The organism is Kiloniella sp. (assembly GCF_048259265.1).
Lineage (GTDB): Bacteria > Pseudomonadota > Alphaproteobacteria > Kiloniellales > Kiloniellaceae > Kiloniella.
In genome coordinates, this window is record NZ_JBLXHT010000013.1 from 36,448 (window position 1) to 55,742 (window position 19,295).

13 protein-coding genes and 1 pseudogene are annotated in these 19,295 nt (G+C 43.6%); 9 read left to right on the forward strand and 5 right to left on the reverse strand.

Annotation, left to right across the window (positions count from 1 at the left end):
• Nucleotides 1-165: 165 nt before the first annotated feature.
• From ACN0QW_RS17275 to ACN0QW_RS17315, 9 genes and pseudogenes are all read left to right on the forward strand, one after another.
• A pseudogene (locus tag ACN0QW_RS17275) lies at nucleotides 166-2,511 on the forward strand (TonB-dependent siderophore receptor).
• The gene (locus tag ACN0QW_RS17280; protein ID WP_299378285.1) at nucleotides 2,511-3,320 is read left to right on the forward strand and encodes an ABC transporter ATP-binding protein; all 810 of its coding nucleotides are present in this window, start codon (nucleotides 2,511-2,513) and stop codon (nucleotides 3,318-3,320) included. Before ACN0QW_RS17275 ends, ACN0QW_RS17280 begins: the two are co-directional and overlap by 1 nt.
• Entirely contained in the window at nucleotides 3,310-4,278 is a 969-nt protein-coding gene (locus ACN0QW_RS17285) for an ABC transporter substrate-binding protein (protein WP_417433208.1), read from the forward strand. Before ACN0QW_RS17280 ends, ACN0QW_RS17285 begins: the two co-directional genes overlap by 11 nt.
• Complete coding sequence (fhuB, locus tag ACN0QW_RS17290) at nucleotides 4,275-6,278, forward strand: Fe(3+)-hydroxamate ABC transporter permease FhuB (protein ID WP_417433210.1); 2,004 nt, start codon at nucleotides 4,275-4,277, stop codon at nucleotides 6,276-6,278. Before ACN0QW_RS17285 ends, fhuB begins: the two co-directional genes overlap by 4 nt.
• A gap of 41 nt (nucleotides 6,279-6,319) precedes the next feature.
• Nucleotides 6,320-7,354: a siderophore-interacting protein gene (locus ACN0QW_RS17295; protein WP_417433212.1), complete on the forward strand. Its 1,035-nt coding sequence runs from the start codon at nucleotides 6,320-6,322 to the stop codon at nucleotides 7,352-7,354.
• A 584-nt stretch (nucleotides 7,355-7,938) separates the two neighbouring features.
• Nucleotides 7,939-8,325: a hypothetical protein gene (locus ACN0QW_RS17300; protein WP_417433214.1), complete on the forward strand. Its 387-nt coding sequence runs from the start codon at nucleotides 7,939-7,941 to the stop codon at nucleotides 8,323-8,325.
• 24 nt (nucleotides 8,326-8,349) lie between these two features.
• The gene (locus tag ACN0QW_RS17305; RefSeq protein WP_417433216.1) at nucleotides 8,350-9,459 is read left to right on the forward strand and encodes an ABC transporter substrate-binding protein; all 1,110 of its coding nucleotides are present in this window, start codon (nucleotides 8,350-8,352) and stop codon (nucleotides 9,457-9,459) included.
• Nucleotides 9,460-9,566: 107 nt separating this feature from the next.
• Nucleotides 9,567-10,637: a FecCD family ABC transporter permease gene (locus tag ACN0QW_RS17310; protein WP_417433218.1), complete on the forward strand. Its 1,071-nt coding sequence runs from the start codon at nucleotides 9,567-9,569 to the stop codon at nucleotides 10,635-10,637.
• Nucleotides 10,638-11,387 (forward strand): ABC transporter ATP-binding protein, encoded by a 750-nt coding sequence (locus tag ACN0QW_RS17315; protein WP_417433220.1) that lies wholly within the window; start codon nucleotides 10,638-10,640, stop codon nucleotides 11,385-11,387.
• Between the two features lie 460 nt (nucleotides 11,388-11,847).
• Here ACN0QW_RS17315 and ACN0QW_RS17320 read toward each other — a convergent pair whose 3' ends face one another.
• The 5 genes from ACN0QW_RS17320 to ACN0QW_RS17340 all read right to left on the reverse strand — a co-directional run bounded on the left by ACN0QW_RS17320 (nucleotide 11,848) and on the right by ACN0QW_RS17340 (nucleotide 19,178).
• Nucleotides 11,848-13,944 carry a dipeptide ABC transporter ATP-binding protein gene (locus tag ACN0QW_RS17320; protein WP_417433221.1) on the reverse strand — a complete coding sequence of 699 codons (2,097 nt, stop codon included), beginning with the start codon at nucleotides 13,942-13,944 and terminating at the stop codon, nucleotides 11,848-11,850.
• A gap of 23 nt (nucleotides 13,945-13,967) precedes the next feature.
• The gene (locus ACN0QW_RS17325) at nucleotides 13,968-15,119 is read right to left on the reverse strand and encodes an ABC transporter permease (protein WP_417433223.1); all 1,152 of its coding nucleotides are present in this window, start codon (nucleotides 15,117-15,119) and stop codon (nucleotides 13,968-13,970) included.
• Between the two features lie 10 nt (nucleotides 15,120-15,129).
• Entirely contained in the window at nucleotides 15,130-16,167 is a 1,038-nt protein-coding gene (locus tag ACN0QW_RS17330) for an ABC transporter permease (RefSeq protein ID WP_417433225.1), read from the reverse strand.
• Between the two features lie 96 nt (nucleotides 16,168-16,263).
• The gene (locus ACN0QW_RS17335; RefSeq protein WP_417433227.1) at nucleotides 16,264-17,916 is read right to left on the reverse strand and encodes an ABC transporter substrate-binding protein; all 1,653 of its coding nucleotides are present in this window, start codon (nucleotides 17,914-17,916) and stop codon (nucleotides 16,264-16,266) included.
• Nucleotides 17,917-18,302: 386 nt separating this feature from the next.
• Nucleotides 18,303-19,178 carry a helix-turn-helix domain-containing protein gene (locus tag ACN0QW_RS17340; RefSeq protein ID WP_417433229.1) on the reverse strand — a complete coding sequence of 292 codons (876 nt, stop codon included), beginning with the start codon at nucleotides 19,176-19,178 and terminating at the stop codon, nucleotides 18,303-18,305.
• Nucleotides 19,179-19,295: the final 117 nt, after the last annotated feature.

Sequence of the window (19,295 nt, forward strand, 5' to 3'; positions counted from 1 at the left end):
AAATGAACGAGCTCTATCGTTGTTGAAGTATAAGTGATGAAAATGCGACTTGTTCGCATCTGAGGTTTCGGCTCAGGCTCTCAACGAAAAAATAGTGGAGACCGCTCAATGAGTGAGGTTCAAGAAATCCGTAAGACTAAAGTCTTGCGCCGTTATGTAATGATGATGACAACTGCGTTGGCTACGTCATTATTAACAATAAATAGTGGTTTTGCCCAAACGACTAATCACCAGGCTTCTAATCAAAAACCTTTAGATGAAATCGCGCAGAATGTTTCGGGGGAGCAGCAGCAAAATTTACGTTTTCAGATTGCACCACAATCGTTAGCTGATTCAGTTTTACTTTTTGGCCAGCAAGCTAATGTTCAGATTTTAGCTGATAGTGCAGCACTGGAAAATCTAAGGACCTCAGGTGTGCACGGTGTTATGTCCTTAGAACGTGGCCTGATTGTCTTGCTGAACGGGACAGGGTTGAATTACATCATTTCTGACGATGGTACTGTTACAATCGGAAAATTTGATCCAAAAGGAAACCAGGAAAACAGTCGCTTAGCACCGATTGTGATTGAGGCAGAAAGTGATGACACGCTTGTTCAGGATGGTTATGTGCCGCTGGTCAGCCAAATTGGTACCAAAAAAGATACACCGTTGATTGAAGTACCTCAGAATATTTCGGTTGTAACTGAACGACAATTAGATGATAGGGCGCCAAAAACCCTGAATGAAGCGCTTGCCTATACACCGGGTATTGTGACCAGTGCCTTTGGTTTTGATAATCGTTATGATTCTTTCACTATTCGTGGTTTTGATGGGGTTTATAACGGCGTGTTTCGTGATGGCCTTCGTCAGTTCAGTGGCTCTTCAGCCGTATATCGTGCAGAACCCTATGGTGTTGAGGGAATTGAAATTCTCAAGGGTCCTTCTTCTACGCTTTATGGGGCCAGTTCATCCGGTGGTTTTGCGAACATCGTAACGAAACGCCCCACTAAAGATCGCCTGAGAGAAGTTGAATTTATTGTAGGTAATAATGAGCATTTTCAGGGGAATTTTGATTTTTCCGATGCCATCGATGATGACGAAACAATCAAATATCGTCTGACGGGTGTTGTTCGCGATAGTGAAACCGATCTGCCGGGCTATAACGATAATCGTACATATATTGCCCCTGTTATTGAATGGAAGCCAACCGAAGATACCAAGCTGACTGTTTTGACAGAATATATGGACTCTCAGACGGGGGGGACAGCGTTCTTCTACAATGATGCAAATGGCATTACAGATCTTTATACCGGACATGAAGATTGGAATGATTTTGATCACGAACAATACCGTCTGGGTTATGAGTTCGAACACCGTTTCAATGATACCTTTACCTTCCGTCAAAATACCCGCTATGCCAATGTTGATATCAACCTAGAATATGCTTATCGACAAGGGGCTGGGGGATCAATCCAGAACGCTGGGTTAGCCGTTGAAGAACAAGAGACATTTGTTATCGATAATCACCTGATAACATCCGTTGAAACAGGAACTGTTAAGCACACGCTGGTTACAGGCTTTGATTACGGTACGAACGAGTACGAACAGCGTCAGGGGTTTGGGGCTATTGGTGGTGCAATCACGATGAACCCCTCGCTTGATGTTGATCAAGAACAGGATCAAATCGGTATCTACATGCATGATTCACTCGCCTGGCGTCAGTGGCGGTTGAATGCAGGTGTTCGGTATGATTTTCTGGATGCTGAAACAAAAAATAACACTGGTACGATTAAGCAAGACGAAGAAGAAATGTCATGGCAACTAGGTTTGTCATATGTGACCGATTTTGGTTTGGTACCTTTCGCAAACTATTCAACGTCTTTCACCCCTAACGTTGGTAACCTCGTTGGGGGGACGCCGGCTGCACCGACTGTTGGTGAACAGATGGAAGCTGGCTTGAAATATGAGTTCCTGAACCAGAACGCTGTCATTCAAGCTTCCGTCTTTCAAATTGATCAAGAAGACGGGATTGTCTTTGATTCTTCATCTGGTTTGAATGTTTAGGTTCAGCAGGATATGCGTTCTCGCGGTTTTGAACTCGAAGCCGTAGCAAGCTTAACCGAAGGTCTTAGCCTGAATGCGGCCTATGCCTATACGGATGTTGAAATTAAAGATGGTCCAACAGGCACTGTAGGCAAGCAGGTTTCTGGTATTCCGCTCCATACTTTATCAACCTATGTTGATTATCAGTTCCAGAATAGTTCTCTTCGGGGATTGGGTGTATCTGGCGGGGTACGTTACTTCGGTGAGAGCGAAGGTAATGATACGAATACCATAAATAATGATGCACGATATTTCTTTGATGCTGCATTACGTTATGACCTGGGCGAAATAAGTAACAAGCTCGAAGGGGCTGAATTCAAGATTAATGCCAACAACCTTTTTGATAAAGATGGGCAGATTTGTGCTTCAGGAAGTTGTTACAAGGACGAGGGGCGAACTGTTCAGGCCAGCCTTCGTTATCGTTTCTGATGACATTACTTAACACTGTCCTTCTAACAGAAAGACAGCCTGTTCTCACCAGTCGGGAATTATCGTTCACGGCTGGTGCGGCGTCTATTCTGAAACCTGTCAGTCTGGATCTACAGGCAGGAGTTGTTTGTGGACTGTTGGGGCACAACGGTTCCGGTAAATCAACATTGGTTAAACTCCTTGCCCATCAGGTAATTCCATCTACGGGTATTCTAGAGCTAGAAGGGAAGGAGTTTTCAACTTGGAAGCAAAAGGAATTTGCTTGTCGTGTTGCTTACTTGCCGCAACACATGCCTTCTGCACAGGGGTTGTTAGTTGAAGAGCTCGTTTCACATGGTCGCTATCCGTGGCATGGCGCGTTTCGCCGTTTTACAGATATTGATCGGCAAAAGGTCGATGAAGCTCTGGAGCTAACCCATACAGATATTCTACGTCATCGGCAGGTTGATAATTTGTCAGGCGGAGAGCGTCAGCGTGTATGGATTGCAATGTTAATTGCACAGGACGCAAAGTGTCTGTTACTGGATGAACCAATTTCAGCGTTGGATGTTTCTCATCAAGTCGAGATATTGAGTCTGATACGTGACCTTGCGCACAAGAAAAACATCTCTGTTCTTATGGTGCTGCATGACATCAATATGGCTGGCCGTTTTTGTGACCGCCTTTTGGCATTGCGCAATGGTGAATTAATCGCAGATGGGGCACCCGCGCATATTCTGCAACGGGAAACCCTTGCAAAGATTTTCGGGGTGGAAATGGGGGTTTTGCCGCATCCCTATGGGGCTGGAGCAATAACCTATGTTGTTTAATCCCAAGAATGAGTGTGATGAAAAACGACAAAAAAGTTGCCCTAATTATCGATATTTTCAGGATCGACGGACACTCTTGAAGATGGGAGCGACCGCATCGACGGTGCCGTTCTTATCTATTTTTTCTTCAGTCCAAGCATCTCAAGGTAAAAATCCCCCACGTCGAATTGTCTGTCTTGATTATGGTTCTGCGACCACCTTGCTGGAATTAGGGATTCCCCCTGTAGGGGTTGTTGCAGCCCAACACTGGGATTATTGGGTCGGCGCACCAAAGCTACCTTCTTCGGTGGCCGATATAGGGCAAGATCTGGTCATTAATCTAGAGGCAATATCACGCTTAAATGCGGACCTTATCCTTATGACACCCTATACGGCCAGTCATAAGCCTGTGTTGGAAAAGATTGCGCCGATTGAAATTATCCCGCTTTTTGATGGAAAGCGCCAACCCTTACAGGCTTCGCGCGAGATAACAGAAAATCTGGGTGTTTTATTGGGGATTGAAAAAGAAGCAGAATCATATCTGAAGGCTTTTAATGTTCAGCTAGCCAAAGCTCGGGATCTTGTTGCAAAAAGAAATTACCCACCCTTGACGTTACTTAATTTCATGGATGGGCGGCACGCTAGAGTATATGGCGAAAATAGCCTTTATCAAAATGTGATGGACGAGGTTGGTTTAACAAATGCATGGACAGAGGAAACAAATTATTGGGGGTTTCAGACGATAGGGTTGGAACGATTGGCCTTAACAGCAACAAAGGAAATGGAGCTTGTTGTTTTTGAACCTTTAATGGATGACATAAAGCCAACTCTGGAAAATAGCCCTTTGTGGAAACATTTACCCGCTGTGAAAAACGACCGCTTTGCGCTTATGCCACCTGTTCTGATGTTCGGGATGTTGCCATCGGCTAAACGGTTTTTGTCGTTAATCCTGTCTTATCTGGAAAGCCGTTATTCATGAGTGAAGTGCAACGCAATTATAATCCGGCGCTGTTTTGTATGATTTTGTGTGTCGCACTCGTTTTATCATGGATACTCATGGGGCAGGATATTCAGAACATTCTTGTCCATGGGGTAGATAGCAATGAATACCATGTTCGGCAGATGCTATTCCTTTTTTCAGGTTTACCCCGATTGAGCGTCGCGATCCTCTGTGGTTTGGCATTGGGGTTTTCTGGTGCAGTATTGCAATTGGCTCTGCGTAATCCATTGGCATCTCCGACAACAATGGGCGTGTCTGCAGGTGCTTATCTGGCGCTGGTTATTGCAGGGTTATTTTTCCCGGTAACCTTGGTATATGGCCGTGAAGTTATTGCGCTTGTCGGTGCTGGTGTAGCTGCGGCTCTAGTTTTTGGGCTTATGGCTCGACGTGATTTCTCTCCTATTTCTCTTGTTCTTACTGGCTTGATTGTTAGTCTTTATTTCGGTGCATTGGCTTCATTGTTAGTTTTGCTAAATGACCGCTATCTAGCTAGTTTATTTATTTGGGGGGCTGGGTCTTTATCCCAACAAAGTTGGGATGTAGCGAGCGCTCTTGCCCCCCAACTTTTAGTCCTGTTTGGTCTATCCATGATAATGGTGCGCCCTTTTTCCTTGTTGGTACTGGGGGATGGGAGTGCATCATCGCTTGGTGTTTCCCCCGGAATGATCAGGTTTTGTGCCGTATCTATCGCCATTGCTATGGCGGCTTTTGTGACCAGTGCTGTCGGGGTTATCGGGTTTATTGGTTTGGTTGCTCCAATGATTGTCAGGCTCTGTGGTGCACGTAAAGTCCTATCTCAACTGATATGGAGTGCATTGATTGGCGCGACATTGTTATGGATGACAGATGCTGTTATTCAAATTTTGGCAGGAAGTTTGCGCGAATTTGTACCAACAGGGGCTGTGACAGCTCTATTAGGGTCGCCACTTTTATTGTTTCTTATCCCGAGAATGAAGTTTGAAACCGTGGTGCAAACAAGTGATGCACCAATTGTTTGGCGACAAGTCGCTGGACTTAGGTTGTTGATGATCATGTCGGTGGTTTCAATCAGTGTCGTTATTTTGGCAGTAACCTTTGGTAGAGACGCAGATATTGGATGGGCTTTTGATTTTTCAGGAAACTGGGATACGGTCTATCAATGGCGCGTACCAAGGGTAATTGCAGCTTTTGGCGCTGGAATTATGCTGGCTTTGGCTGGGATGATACTTCAGCGTTTGACCGGGAATATTATGGCAAGCCCCGAAGTCTTGGGAATTAATGCCGGGGCTATGATGGGCATCGGTGTCTGTATCTATCTTGTTGTCGGTGTTGGCCCCGAAACAATGGCGATTGGGGCACTCTTTGGGGCAAGTATTGTCCTTGCAGCGCTTTTTGCTTTTGGAAAAAAAAGCGGGTTTCAGCCCGAAAGGATGATTTTGATCGGTGTTGCCCTCGGCGCTTTAATCGACGCCCTGATTGGTGCTTTGGCGGCCACAGGAGATCTTCGTTCCGTTCATTTGCTTCGTATTATGGCTGGTTCTACTTATGGGGTTAGTCTGGAATCGGCCTGTGGTGCGCTCTTTCTTGGGTGTGCTTTGATGGTACCTCTTCTGATTGGCTCACGGGCGCTGGATGTCATGAACCTTGGTGAGAGAGTTTCCCTTGGGCTTGGTCTAAACGTACGTAAATCACGCTTTGTTCTTTTTACTGTGGCGTCCTGCTTAACGGCGGGGGCAACGGTTCTTGTTGGTCCGCTCAGTTTTGTCGGGTTGATGGCACCACATATCGCAAGGTCATTAGGGGTTCATCAAGCTCGTTTGCAAATGATTATTGCGGCGCTTGCCGGGGGATCATTGATGGTTGTTGCTGATTGGATTGGCCGTGTCATTGATTATCCTTATGAAATGCCAGCGGGATTGCTTTCCGCGCTTGTCGGAACACCATTGTTGTTAATTTTGATGAGCCGCCAAAACACCTTTGCAAAAGGCAACGGCACATAAAATCAGACCTAATTTAATTTTTGTAATATTACGAGTGAGCTATGTTTCAATCTTCCTTAAGCCTTCCTATCCGCGATGCAGACCAACATCTTGAAGCGCAAGTTCGTCATATCGAACAGCATGAATTAAAGGCTGAAAAACATAGCGATAATAGTTTCTCTATAAAAAGTGAATATGGAGTGTTGCGTCTTTCAGCAACAGAGGAACAAATGAATTTAATTGTTGAGACCGAAAGAGATGACGGGCTCGACATTATGCGTGATTTTGTGGCTGACTATTTAACGGGTCATATGCCTGGATTGGAGTTATCCGACTTGATCTGGAGTGGGCAAAACCTTGATGAAGGTTCACCTGCCAACTTTAGAAAAATGACTGTTGTCAAACGAGTTATTCTAAACGAGGGAATGTTACGTATAACTTTAGCTGGCGATGATCTGGCTATTTTTAACGAAGGAGGGCTGCATTTCAGGCTGTTATTACCCAAATTGCCAAATCGAAAACCAGTTTGGCCAATTCGGCTGAAATCTGGAAAAGTACAATTTCCCGAAGGTGAAGATGAATTGCATAACCGGGTTTATACTGCGCGTTATGTCAGACCGGAACAGGGGGAATTGGATTTTGATGTGGTACGGCACAAAGGTGGTGTTGCCTCAGGTTGGGCCGAAAGTGTTCCAGAGGGCGCTACTATTGGTGTTATGGGCCCAGGTGGCGGCGGTTATCTTAATCAAAGCTGGCTATTAATGGGGGGAGATGAAACTGCTTTACCTGCGATTTCCCGTATTCTGGAAAACTGTTCTTCCAATACGCAGGGTAAAGTTTATCTTTCAACACGAAAAACAGATTATCAAACAGTCTTTAACAAACCTGCTGGGGTGGATGTTTGCTGGTTGTCCGAACGCGACAGACAGTTGACTGCATCAATGGTCGAAGTCAATTTACCACAGCATGATGATCTTTATGTCTGGTTCGCTGGCGAACAAACAGACGCCAGAGAAATTAGGAAGATCTTGAAAACGGAGTGGAAGCTAAAAGCACACCAATATTATTGTGCAGCCTATTGGACTAAAGACAATTAGATTATGCGGAGCACTTATTCTCAAGCGGGAATATTCTGGGGGATCAAAGTTTTTATTTCTGAGGATAATCAAAACAATTATTTGAGTAAGTATTCTCTTCTTTGAAAAAAATTCTATTGTGTATAATAAAGATATACGAAAACTAGGGTGTGGACTCAATTGATCCAACATCTTATGGAGAATAGGAATAGCATGTTTAGAAAATTTGTTCCCTTTTTCTCAAATCTTGGTGCCAGCCACCGTATATCCTTCATTTTACAAAAGAAACGCTCAACAATATTTCTCATTGCATAAAGGTTCAATAACCAACCATTCTGCGTCGCTTAAATCAAAACGCACCATCTAAAACTCCCTAAGTGGAAGTTATGAATCACAAAAAGCCATACACAGCAAGATATTGAATTGGGTTCTCCCCTAGTTAAATATATTCAGTCTGTTAATTATATTGACTTGCGACAAGCTGTCATATTGTAAAAAGCTAGGATCACTCTATTAAGCCTTATAATATGTATAAAATAAAAACGATGAAAATAGACGTTTAAGCCGTGTTTAACCAAACAAAGGTATGTAACAGGCTTAAACTTGTGCCAGTACTCTTCTGGTTAGCCCTGCAGATGGTAATGTCAGGCGGGGGGCTAGCCAGTACCAACGCTGATACTGAAGCGTCTCCATTTAAAGACGTTTTTATTTGTAGCTCAATAAATTTTAATAATACTTCCTTAGACAAAAATACTAAAAATAATAATAAAGATGTTGGAATAGATTTACCATGTAAGTGGTGCACGAGCTTTACTAAAATAGAGTTTTCTTGCTTCTATTTAATGAGTGATGTTTGTGGTCCGCAAAGAAACTCAAGGGTTAAATGGTTTCAACATCAAAGATTTGTATTAAGTAATTATTTTAATTCCTTTTTCTCCATTCGTGCTCCGCCTTTTGATAGCAAGCTTAATATGAGTGTTCTCTATATATAAAAGTAGTTATCTTAAGGAAAAAAAATGTATCGCAAACTTGCAAACGGTATTATCGCCGTTGCTATAAACGTGTCTCTTTGTATTTCTTTGGCTCAGGCTGAGAATGTCACCATCATAGATACAGAAGGTAGAAGTGTCGAAGCTCCTATGGGAGCAAAAAGAATTTTACTTGGGTTCTATTTTGAAGATTTTTATGCGATTGGTGGTCCTGACGCCTATGAAAATGTTGTCGCGATTTCCCGAGCAGTATGGCAAGGCTGGCGTCAGTCACAATGGAAACAATATAGTAAAAAAGATTCCCGTCTGGAAAAATTGATTGATGTTGGAGAAGTTGACTCTGGTACGTTTTCCGTTGAAACAGCAATCGCGGCTAAACCAGATGTGGCTATCTTTGCTGCTTGGCAATTTCGCTCTTTAGGTAACAGTATTGATAAGCTAGAAGAATCTGGTATTCCCGTTGTTGTCATTGATTATAACGCCCAAACCCTCGAAAAACATGTTACTTCAACGCAGATTTTGGGGAAAATCACAAATAATGAAAAGCGCGCTGAACAGTTGGCCTCAGAATATTCAAATGCTGTTCAAGATGTTTGGCAGCGTGTGAAAAAGGCAGGCGGTGACCCAAAAAGAGTTTATGTTGAACTTGGAAACAAAGGGTCGCAAGAATATGGCAATACATATTCAAATACAATGTGGGCAGGGGTTGTTCAACAAGCTGGTGGAAAAAATATTGGAGACGGGCAAGTTGAAAAATGGGGGCCGTTAAACCCTGAATATGTAATTGCATCAAATCCACAAGCTATTTTTATTGCGGGCTCAGATTGGGTTGGCAAAAGTAAGGCCGTTCTTATGGGCTTTGATGAAAAACCGGAAGTAACAAGAGCTCGATTGCAGCCCTATGTTGAACGTGCTGGCTGGAATAACTTTGAAGGTGTAAAAAATGGTGAAGTTCATGCTCTTTACCATGGGGGTGCTAGAACACTATATGATTATACCTTCTTGCAATACATCGCTAAAGTACTGCACCCAGAAGCATTTTCAGATGTAGATCCTGTCGAAAATCATCGTCAGTTTTACGAAAAATACTTACCAATTGATGCGAATGGCGTCTTCATGATCAAGCTGGAAAAGTAGATCCTTTTGGGGTGTGGAAAACAAGAGGAATACATAATTTGTGAAGCTTTCTACACCCCGTAAATGGGCTAAATACCTTTCTCTAAAGTGTATTGGTGAGAAATTCGATGTCTCAAAATATCATAAAATACCAGTCAAAAAGCTTAGGTGAATCTTCTTATCCGCAATTAATCAAGAAGCGTTTATATTGGGTATGTACATCATTTTTAATATTAATGACTTTGTTGGTTGTTGATATCCTTGTTGGACCAGCATTTTTAAATATTTTTGATGTTCTAAGTGCCTTGGCATTACCACAGGAACAGTCAGACCCAACTGTTTATGTTATTGTACATTCCATACGTTTACCCATGACACTAATGGCCTTGACTGTTGGTGTGTCATTGGGGGTTGCTGGTGTGCAAATGCAAACAATTCTAGGTAATCCACTTGCATCTCCCTATACGTTAGGATTTTCCGCTGCGGCTGGCTTTGGGGCTGCGATAACAATTTTAATTGGCATAGAACTCCCCTTTATACCTGAATTTACTGTTCCGTTTGTCGCTTTCCTCATGTCTGGCTTGGCTTGCAGTATTGTTTACGGTATCGCGCATATTCGTGGGGTGACAGCTGAGATAATGATTTTAGCTGGTATTGCGACACTGTTTCTTTTTCAGTCTTTACAATCTCTTGTTCAATACATGGCTTCGCCTGAGGTGTTACAGGAAATTGTATTTTGGCTTTTTGGAAGCATGCTCAAGGCATCATGGTTTTCTGTAATGGTCTCTGGGGGGATACTTGTTGTCTCAATAACTTTTCTTGCGAAACATAATTGGCAGCTGACAGCGTTACGAATGGGCGATGAGAGAGCAATAAGCCTTGGTGTTAATGTTAAACATCTTCGTATCAAGGTTTTTGCCGTTGTTTCTCTGTTGACTGCTGGTGCTGTCGCTTTTGTTGGGACAATTGGTTTTATTGGCTTGGTTGCACCTCATATCGCCCGAATATTGGTTGGCGAAGAACATCGAATGCTAATGCCTCTTTCTGGCATTATAGGTGGTTTACTGATGATTGGCGCCTCTATCACATCGAAAATAATATCGCCTGGATATGTCGTCCCAATCGGAATTGTCACGGCTGTGATTGGTGTCCCATTTCTTTTCGCCTTAATTTTTACTCATAAAAAAAGGCATTGGTAGATGCTTACAATCCAAGATATGACCGTCACTTATCGGGAAAAAAGGGTCTTAGAAAAAGTTAGTTTCTCTCTTCGACCATGCGAATTTACAATTGTTTTAGGGGCAAATGGAACTGGAAAATCAAGTTTATTGAAGGCTGTTTCAGGCTTGATCCCTTCACTGGGATCCATTCGCTGGGATGATGGTGCCGAACAAAGTCGAAACCCGTCCATTGCTTATATGCCGCAAGATACAGGAGGCACATCTTCATTAACAGTTATGGAAGTTATATTGCTTGGCCGATTACAATCTCTTGGCTTAAGTATTCCTAAGGATCTTCTTGATGAAGCTTATAACAATCTGAAAACCTTTGGCTTGGAAAGTTTATCAATAAGAACGTTGGATGAGCTGAGTGGTGGGCAAAGACAGCTTGTATATTTAGCTCAAGCTCTTTTTCGTTTACCCGAAGTCCTTTTGCTTGATGAACCCACAGCAGCCTTGGATTTACGGCATCAATTAATCGTTTTAGATAAAGTTTCTAAGTATTGTAAAAACAATAAAACAATAACGGTTGCTGCGATGCACGATATTTCTTTAGCCGGTAGATATGCAGATCGTTTAATCTGTCTGAAAAACGGTAAAATAATTGCAGACGGTTCGCCGAAAAAAGTATTGTCACAATCGTTAATTCAGGACTTGTATGGAGTGCAAGCTGATTTAATGGATGGGGGTAACGGAACACTTCATATTACACCTTTATACGCAGTCTGATTATTTTTATAGGGTAAACGATCAATAGTTTATCCTTCAGATGAGTTCGCGATATTAATACTCCCGATTATGTGTTTTGGGGCGGGAAATGTAAAAGTCAACCTGGACCAAGTGCAGCAGGAAAAGTCTCGGTATTTGGGCTTTAGAAGCGTGGAGGCAAAGTCTATATAAAAATTACATCTGATGATTTTCAACAGGATCATTATTCCCTCTCACAGAAAGGAAAGGGATTTCCGATAGCATTGTTTATTCTGACTGTTGGAAGGGTGTAAGGTGCAGGATGTATCCGACACTTCAGAGAACCGTAACCGCCACAAATCACCAGATGCTTTATATCCTGTTATGAGGCTATAAAGCGTTTCTGTCGGAAGGGCTAGCCCTTCCGAAGAGTGGGGGGGGGATCGGCCATCGCAGAGACTAACTACCAAAATTGATCTGCGGCTCTTTTTTCACAAAGGTATCAGGCCGCTGTATGATCTTTTTCTTTTTTATCAAAACTAATGACAGGTTCCATACGCTCAAGAATATCATCCGCGAGATGACACTTTATTTGATGTACGCCGCTCAAGGTTTTGATTTCTGGCACTTCTTTGGCACAGAGATCACCGGAAACTTCAGCAACATGCGGGCAACGGGTGTGGAATGGGCAACCAGAAGGCGGGCTCATGGCCGAAGGAATATCTCCATCAAGAACGATGTGTTTTTTCTCAACCGATGTGTCCGCAATGGGAATAGCCGAGAGTAGGGCCTCTGTATAGGGATGATAAGGCGGCGCAAAAATCTGGTCTGTCGTTCCTTGTTCAACAATATGGCCGAGATACATAACGATCACACGATCAGCGATATATCGTACGACAGAAAGGTCATGGGAAATAAACAACATAGTTGTTTTGGCTTCTCGCTGAATATCCATAAGAAGCTCTGTAACTGCGGCCTGAACAGAGACGTCCAGTGCTGAGACAGGTTCATCCGCAACTACAATTTTGGGATGTCCGGCAAAACAGCGTGCGACGCCAATGCGTTGTTTTTGGCCGCCAGAAAGCTGTCGTGGCATACGTGATGCAAAAGCCCTGGGAAGTTTAACCAGATCAAGTAGCTCGAGCATACGGCTCTCACGTTCTTTCTGGTTCGCCCCAATATTAAATTTTTCGAGAGTTCGAATAATTTGTGACCCGACAGAATGGCTTGGGTTAAGAGTATCGAACGGGTTCTGAAATACCATCTGAAGGGAAGCAATGGTTTCCGGTGTACGATTATTAACTTCAACCGCTTCTATTTTCAGGCCATCCATTGTCACTGAACCATCAGTGGCTGTTTCCAATCCTAACAAGACTTTGGCTAGGGTTGATTTACCACAACCAGATTCACCCACAATTGCCGTTGTTTCGGACTCTCTAGCCGTAAAGGACAAGGTTTCATTGGCTTTGACAGTACGTGTGTCTGATCCGCCAAATATGGCGTTTGCTGCTACATGGTAGTGCTTTTTCAGGTTTTCAACTTTGAGTACCTCCCGACCGGGCTGAATAGCCTCATGCTGTTGGAGGTTTTCCGGTAACGCTTTCCAATCTATTTCTTCAAAGCGTAAACAGCGGCTCGTATGCCCTTCTTCATTTGCCACGGGCATCATACTGATATGGCCTGCATTACAAACTTCTTCGACATAGTGATGACAGCGTGGTCCAAAGTTACAGCCGCGGGGGCGTTGATTGGGCAGTGGTAACTGCCCGGGGATAGCGACAAGAGGGTGGGTGTTTTTATCTGCACCGGGTAAGGGAATAGATCGAAACAGTCCCTGAGTATAAGGGTGCTGCATACGATCAAAAACATCGTTGACGGTGCCACTTTCGACCGCTTCACCAGAATACATAATGGTGATGCGATCACAGGTCTCTAAGATCAGTCCCAAGTTGTGAGAGATAAAGAGAATGGACGTTCCGAAGCGTTTCCCCAGATCCTTCACCAGATCAATAATACCGGCCTCTACGGTAACATCTAAGGCTGTTGTCGGTTCATCAAGCAGAAGCAACTTCGGCTTTGAAAGCAAGGCCATGGCAATGACAATGCGTTGTTGTTGACCGCCAGATAACTGATGCGGGTAAGAGCGCATCATGCGTTCCGGATCTGGCAACTTAACAGCCTCTAACATTTCCAACGACCGGGCATAGGCCGCATCTTTGGAAACCTTTTCATGAATAATCGGAACTTCCATAAGCTGTTTTCCGATTTTCATGGCGGGGTTAAGGCTGGCCATTGGTTCTTGATAAACCATCGAGATCTTTGATCCACGAATGTCTTGCAATTCAGCCTCGGACATTTCCCCCATGTCCTTGCCCATAAATTTAATCGTACCCTCGGTTATCTTCCCTATATTGGATAGATCCCGCATGATACCAAGTGCAACAGTGGATTTGCCACAACCTGATTCCCCCACTAGTCCCATGGCTTCGCCGGGCATTACTTTGCAAGAAAAATCCATAACCGCGGGAATTTCACCCGTGCGGACAAAGAAGGATATCGAAAGGTTGTTAATCTCAAGAATTGGTGTGTCTTCAGTCATCGTCATCTCCCTTAATCCTTCCTCTAATCTTTCATGGACTCTTCACGAAGTGAGTCAGCCAATAAGTTCAAACCAAGAACAAATGACATCAGAGCCGCAGCAGGAAAGAGTGCGGGGTGTACATAAAGGCGAAGCAGGCGTGAGCCCTCCTTGATAGCAGTGCCCCAATCGGGGCTTTCAGGGGCCATACCCAATCCGAAATAACCAAGAGTGCCGAGGAGAATGGTCGTGTAACCAATGCGCAGGCAGGCATCAACAATCAAAGGTCCTCGCGCATTGGGAAGGATTTCCCAAAGCATAATATACCAAGGTGTCTCGCCCCTTGTCTGGGCCGCTGCGATGTAGTCACGGGTTTTTATATCCATGACCAAGCCGCGCACAATACGGAAAACAGCCGGACTGGTTGCAAAAACAACGGCGACAAAAATATTAAGCTCGTTCGGATCAATGGAAATGATGCCAAGCGGATCAGCATCGAAAACAAGCCCTGCATAGATCCAACCACCAAGGACCAATGTTATTGTCAACTGTATCCATAGAACCTCTATTCTTTTTTTGTAGCGCGAATAGAACAGGGTCACAAAAAAGACGATAGGGAAGAGGAAAAACAGCCCGGCCATAGTGTAGGGGATTGGTGTCTCTGTAATTCCCGGTGTGACCAAGAGGTAGAAAAGCAAAATAACCGGGAACGCCAAAACGAGGTTGGCAAGGAATGAAAGGATAGTATCTGTCTTTCCACCGTAATATCCAGCAGGTAACCCAAGGGAGATACCAACCATTAGTGCAAAGATTGTTGCTGCCGGGGCGATAATAAGAACAATCTGACTGCCGTAAACAACACGGCTGAACACATCCCGTGCAAGCTTGTCTCCGCCAAACAAAAAGGCTTCACCACTGCCCGGTTCTATGGCACCGGGGAGTTTGTTTTTCATGACAACGATTTGGTCAAGCGGATCAAAAGGGGCGATGATGTCTGCAAAGATCGCCGTGAAGATCCAGAATGCGACGATGAGAACGCCAACGATACCAACACCACTATCAAATAACCTGCCATAAAGACCGAGTTGGTTTTGAAAAGCAAAACTTGCGGCAACCAATATGATCAGCGCAAGCCAAGTGGGCCATAATTGTATGAACGTCGTGGTGATAATGTCGAATGTTGATAAATATTCCATCGTAGCCCCCTTATTTCACACGAATTCGAGGGTTGAGGTAGGCATAGCCTAGATCTGATATGAGCTGGGTTACCAGCACAACAATCACAGAAACAAGTGAGCAAGCCAACAAGAGATCAATATCATTATTCCCTGCTGCCTGGACGAGGGTAAAACCAAAACCCTGGTATCTGAACATGATTTCAACAATGACAACACCAGTTAGAAGCCATGGGAATTGAAGCATAATGACGGTAAAGGGCGCTATTAGCGCATTGCGAAGAGCATGTTTGATAATGACGGCGTAAAAGCCCATGCCCTTAAGCCGAGCGGTTCGAATATACTGTGCTGTCATAACCTCTACCATTGAAGCACGTGTCATCCGGGCGATATAACCCATGCCGTAAATAGCCATTGTCATAACGGGGAGGGCGAAGTTGTAAAAGGTTATTCCTTTTGACGTTGCTGTTGCTGCTGAACCGTTTAACCATCCCAGCCACGAAGCAAATATGACGGTAAAAAAGATACCGGATACATATTCTGGCGTTGCTGTGGATGTGATGGACACAATGGATAGGCTACGGTCCATGCGCGATCCTTCGCGCATACCGGCAAGAATACCGATCACCAGGGCAGAGGGAATCATGACGGCCATAACCCAAAACATCAGCCAACCTGTTGATTGCAGGGCAGGGACCAGTTTATCAGCAACCTTTTTCTTAAACTTTGTAGAGCATCCAAAGTCTCCTTGAATAACACCGGAAAAGGTTGGGGCCGTGGGATCATCACAATATTTGAAACGCGATACTGCTTCGCCTGTTTTTTGATCTATATTAGGTTGTTTGGGCCAGAGACCTAGCCATGATCCGTATCGTTCAATAAAGGGGTCTCGGTAACCATTGTTTACCAACCAGGATTCAATCTCAACATCTGTTGCTCTCATATTCGTTTGAGAAATAGAAAGCTTACGAAGATTGGGATCTAGATTAACAAGTGAAAAGACAACAATCGTTAGGCATAACATGGTTAATACCATGACGCCCAAGCGTTTCAAAAAAAATGTAACCATATCTGCCCCGTTGTTTGAACGCATAATTTTTTATGTTTTTGGTAAACCAAAGGAGCTTCGGGGGCCGAAACTCCTTTGGTTGTTCCAAGAATACAATTATGCGTCGTCGAGCCAGACTTTTTCGAAATGGAATTCGAAAAGCGGATGCATGCCGTGATTACGGACGCTGGGTGCCGCATGATTAAAGAGATAACGCCAATATGGCTGGATTATGTGTCCGGAATCTTGCAAGATCTGTTCAAGATCTTTCATGATTTCCCGGCGTTTATCAGCATCCGCAACCGCAAGCGCCTGTTCCATTTTTGCATCAAATTCTGGGTTGCTATGTGCGGTTTCGTTCCAGGCTTCTCCTGATCGGTAAGCGAGCGCCATGATTTGAACACCCAGCGGGCGCATATTCCAGTTGGTGATAGAGAAAGGATACTTGGTCCAGTCATTCCAGAAGGTTGATCCGGGCAGTACTGTACGTTTGACTTTGAACCCGGCTTCACGGATTTGCGCGGCTACGGCATCAGCCGTATTTTTACGATAATCGTCATCAATTGAGATAAGTTCATGCTCATAATCACTTTGACCAGCTTCTGCCATGAGCTTCTTCGCGCCTTCAATATCACGCTCTTGTTTCGGCAGCTCGTAATATTCCGGGTGAAGAGGGGCCACATGGTGGTTTTCGGCAATGGTACCTGCTCCTCCGTTGCCGAGTTGAAGGACGGTTTCATTGTCCACAGCCATCTGCAGGGCTTTACGAACACGTTGATCATCATAGGGTTTGTGAGTTGCATTGGTTCTAAGAACAACCGTGGCTGATGTTACTACCTCTGATCTGGTTAGGCCCAAACTGTCCATAATTTCAATGAAATCGGCTGTCGTTTCGTAGTTGGTATGTACTTCTCCAGATTCAAACGCAGCAACTTCGGCAGAAGGATCTGTGCCGTAGTCGATGAACTCAATACCATCCAGATAGACGTCGCCGTCCCACCATTTTCCATTTGTCCGACGTTTAACAGATGCGGAAGTACCAACTTCATATGATTCAAATTCGAATGGGCCTGTACCGATTGGATTAGAAGGAAGATCACTCCCCATTTTCTCGAAGTCACGATGCACTACCAAGGCTGGGTAATCACTCATTCCCGGAATAATAGTGATGTCTGATTTTGGCAGATTTAGGCGAACGGTATGGCTGTCAATTTTTTCAATAGCACCTTCAATGGCTTTACCCGTATTTTCGTCGATAAGTGTCGCCATGCGACCTGCCATAGAGTTACCTTCGACAGCTTTGTCACACCAACGCGTCATATTAAAAACGACATCATCAGCATTAAAGTCATCGCCATTATTCCATTTAACACCCTTGCGTACTTTTAGGGTATACACAGTGGCATCATCGTTGATTTCCCAACCTTCGAGCAGACGTCCTTCAAACGTAAAATCGCGGTTATAACGAACAAGTGGTTCAAGGAACTGGCGGGCAAGGTTGCCCATTTCAGACCAGTCAAATGTACGTGGATCTTTGAGTTCGCGTACATTTGTGGATACTTTTAGGATGCCACCTTTTTTGCCTTCAGCAGCGATTGCCTCTGATGGTGCAGCAATACCGAGCATGCCGTAAGCGGTTGCTGCGGTCGCGCCAAATACGCTTGCAATTGCAAGAAACTCACGGCGATCCATATTGCCGGATTTTGTTTCTTCTGCCATTTTGACAGTATGAGATGGCATTGGTGAGCCATTGCGCTTGAAGAATTTCATTTATAGTGCCTCCCGGTTGTGTGTCGTTTATTTTTTAATTTCTGTCTGTTGCCTTTAAGTGTTTATTGTATCGTTATTATTGTCAAATTTTTGCGAACAAAAATAATTAAATTTCTATGAATTTGTGCATAAACAACAGTTGTGTGAATTTATTGTTTCGTTACGTTTTATATGCATGGTGGTTGTGTAGAATAATGTGTTGTTTTATTACTTCTCTGTTCGTGTTTTTTACTTATTTTATTGTTGGGTGTTCGTTTTTTATTTGTATTTTTACATCTTAATTATTATTCATGTAGCTAAAGGTCGCAAGATCGAGACTTCAAATAACATTATATTGCCTTATAGCGACGATAGCGCATGTCGCTATTTGAATAAAGTGTGTGACGTTATTTTATTTTATTTAAAAATGTTTGGATTTGTTTTTCAGCTCGATCCGGGCCGACGGTAGCGAGGCGGATTAACCGATCAAAATGTTGCGTTAGGGCTTTGATATGATCGACAGAGTTCACCAATAAATACATATTACCAAGATAAACAGCAGCTCGTAGAGGGCCAAACAAGGTATAGGGTGCAGAATAAACAGCTTTCTGATCAAAAAAGAAAAGCCTGAAAGTTGGATAAAACTCGCCGACAAGTTTTAACATGTGTTCCAGCTGTTTTTGTCGTACATCCTTTGAAAGATCCTTCCATATACCTTCGCCCTTGGCAAAGAGTTCTAGTGTCTGTATTGGCATGCAGACTTCCATGTCGGTATCTGGTTTTTCCGTTTTAATAAGATGTTGTTTTGCCTGTTGGTCCTGTGCTTTTCGAATAAAGAGGTGGTTGTATTTAAATTCGAATTCACTGACTTCATCAATTCGCATGATGTCCGGCAGGGTATTGGGGACGTACCTTATTTTATAGCCAATTGATTCTCTGTGCCATTCTTCCAGCTTACGGGTGGCTTGTTCCTCGTTCATTTGCATGATTTCTATAGAAGGTACAATCTCATCACTGTTACCGTCATTGGCAATCAAACCCATAAGCCAATCAAGTGAAACACCACAGGCTCTTGAAATAGCACAAAGTGTCTCAGCTCTGGGAAGTCTGGTTGAATCCGGTGCCAGAAACTGACTTAACGCAGAGCGATCTATACCGATTGATTTTGAAAATTGACTTAAATTATTACCACTTTGTGAAATCAGCAGCGCCATTCTCTCTCGAAAGACGTGGGCAACATCACGTTTATCCGAACTATTTAAATTTGATTGCTGTGAATTCACATCATTATTCCATAATAGTTACAAAATGCACGATTAGTATCTAATTATTATTATAATGATTGTATTGTATTATTGTCGATAATATTTTTCTGCCGCATCGTTATTAAGTTAAATGAC

Excerpts from the sequence above, each read along its gene's own strand:
- ACN0QW_RS17295 (WP_417433212.1), top strand. The coding sequence starts at position 6,320 with ATGTTTCAATCTTCCTTAAGCCTTCCTATCCGCGATGCAGACCAACAT.
- ACN0QW_RS17330 (WP_417433225.1), bottom strand. The coding sequence starts at position 16,167 with ATGGTTACATTTTTTTTGAAACGCTTGGGCGTCATGGTATTAACCATG.
- ACN0QW_RS17315 (WP_417433220.1), top strand. The coding sequence starts at position 10,638 with ATGCTTACAATCCAAGATATGACCGTCACTTATCGGGAAAAAAGGGTC.
- ACN0QW_RS17310 (WP_417433218.1), top strand. The coding sequence starts at position 9,567 with ATGTCTCAAAATATCATAAAATACCAGTCAAAAAGCTTAGGTGAATCT.
- fhuB (WP_417433210.1), top strand. The coding sequence starts at position 4,275 with ATGAGTGAAGTGCAACGCAATTATAATCCGGCGCTGTTTTGTATGATT.
- ACN0QW_RS17280 (WP_299378285.1), top strand. The coding sequence starts at position 2,511 with ATGACATTACTTAACACTGTCCTTCTAACAGAAAGACAGCCTGTTCTC.
- ACN0QW_RS17320 (WP_417433221.1), bottom strand. The coding sequence starts at position 13,944 with ATGACTGAAGACACACCAATTCTTGAGATTAACAACCTTTCGATATCC.
- ACN0QW_RS17325 (WP_417433223.1), bottom strand. The coding sequence starts at position 15,119 with ATGGAATATTTATCAACATTCGACATTATCACCACGACGTTCATACAA.
- ACN0QW_RS17305 (WP_417433216.1), top strand. The coding sequence starts at position 8,350 with ATGTATCGCAAACTTGCAAACGGTATTATCGCCGTTGCTATAAACGTG.
- ACN0QW_RS17335 (WP_417433227.1), bottom strand. The coding sequence starts at position 17,916 with ATGAAATTCTTCAAGCGCAATGGCTCACCAATGCCATCTCATACTGTC.
- ACN0QW_RS17285 (WP_417433208.1), top strand. The coding sequence starts at position 3,310 with ATGTTGTTTAATCCCAAGAATGAGTGTGATGAAAAACGACAAAAAAGT.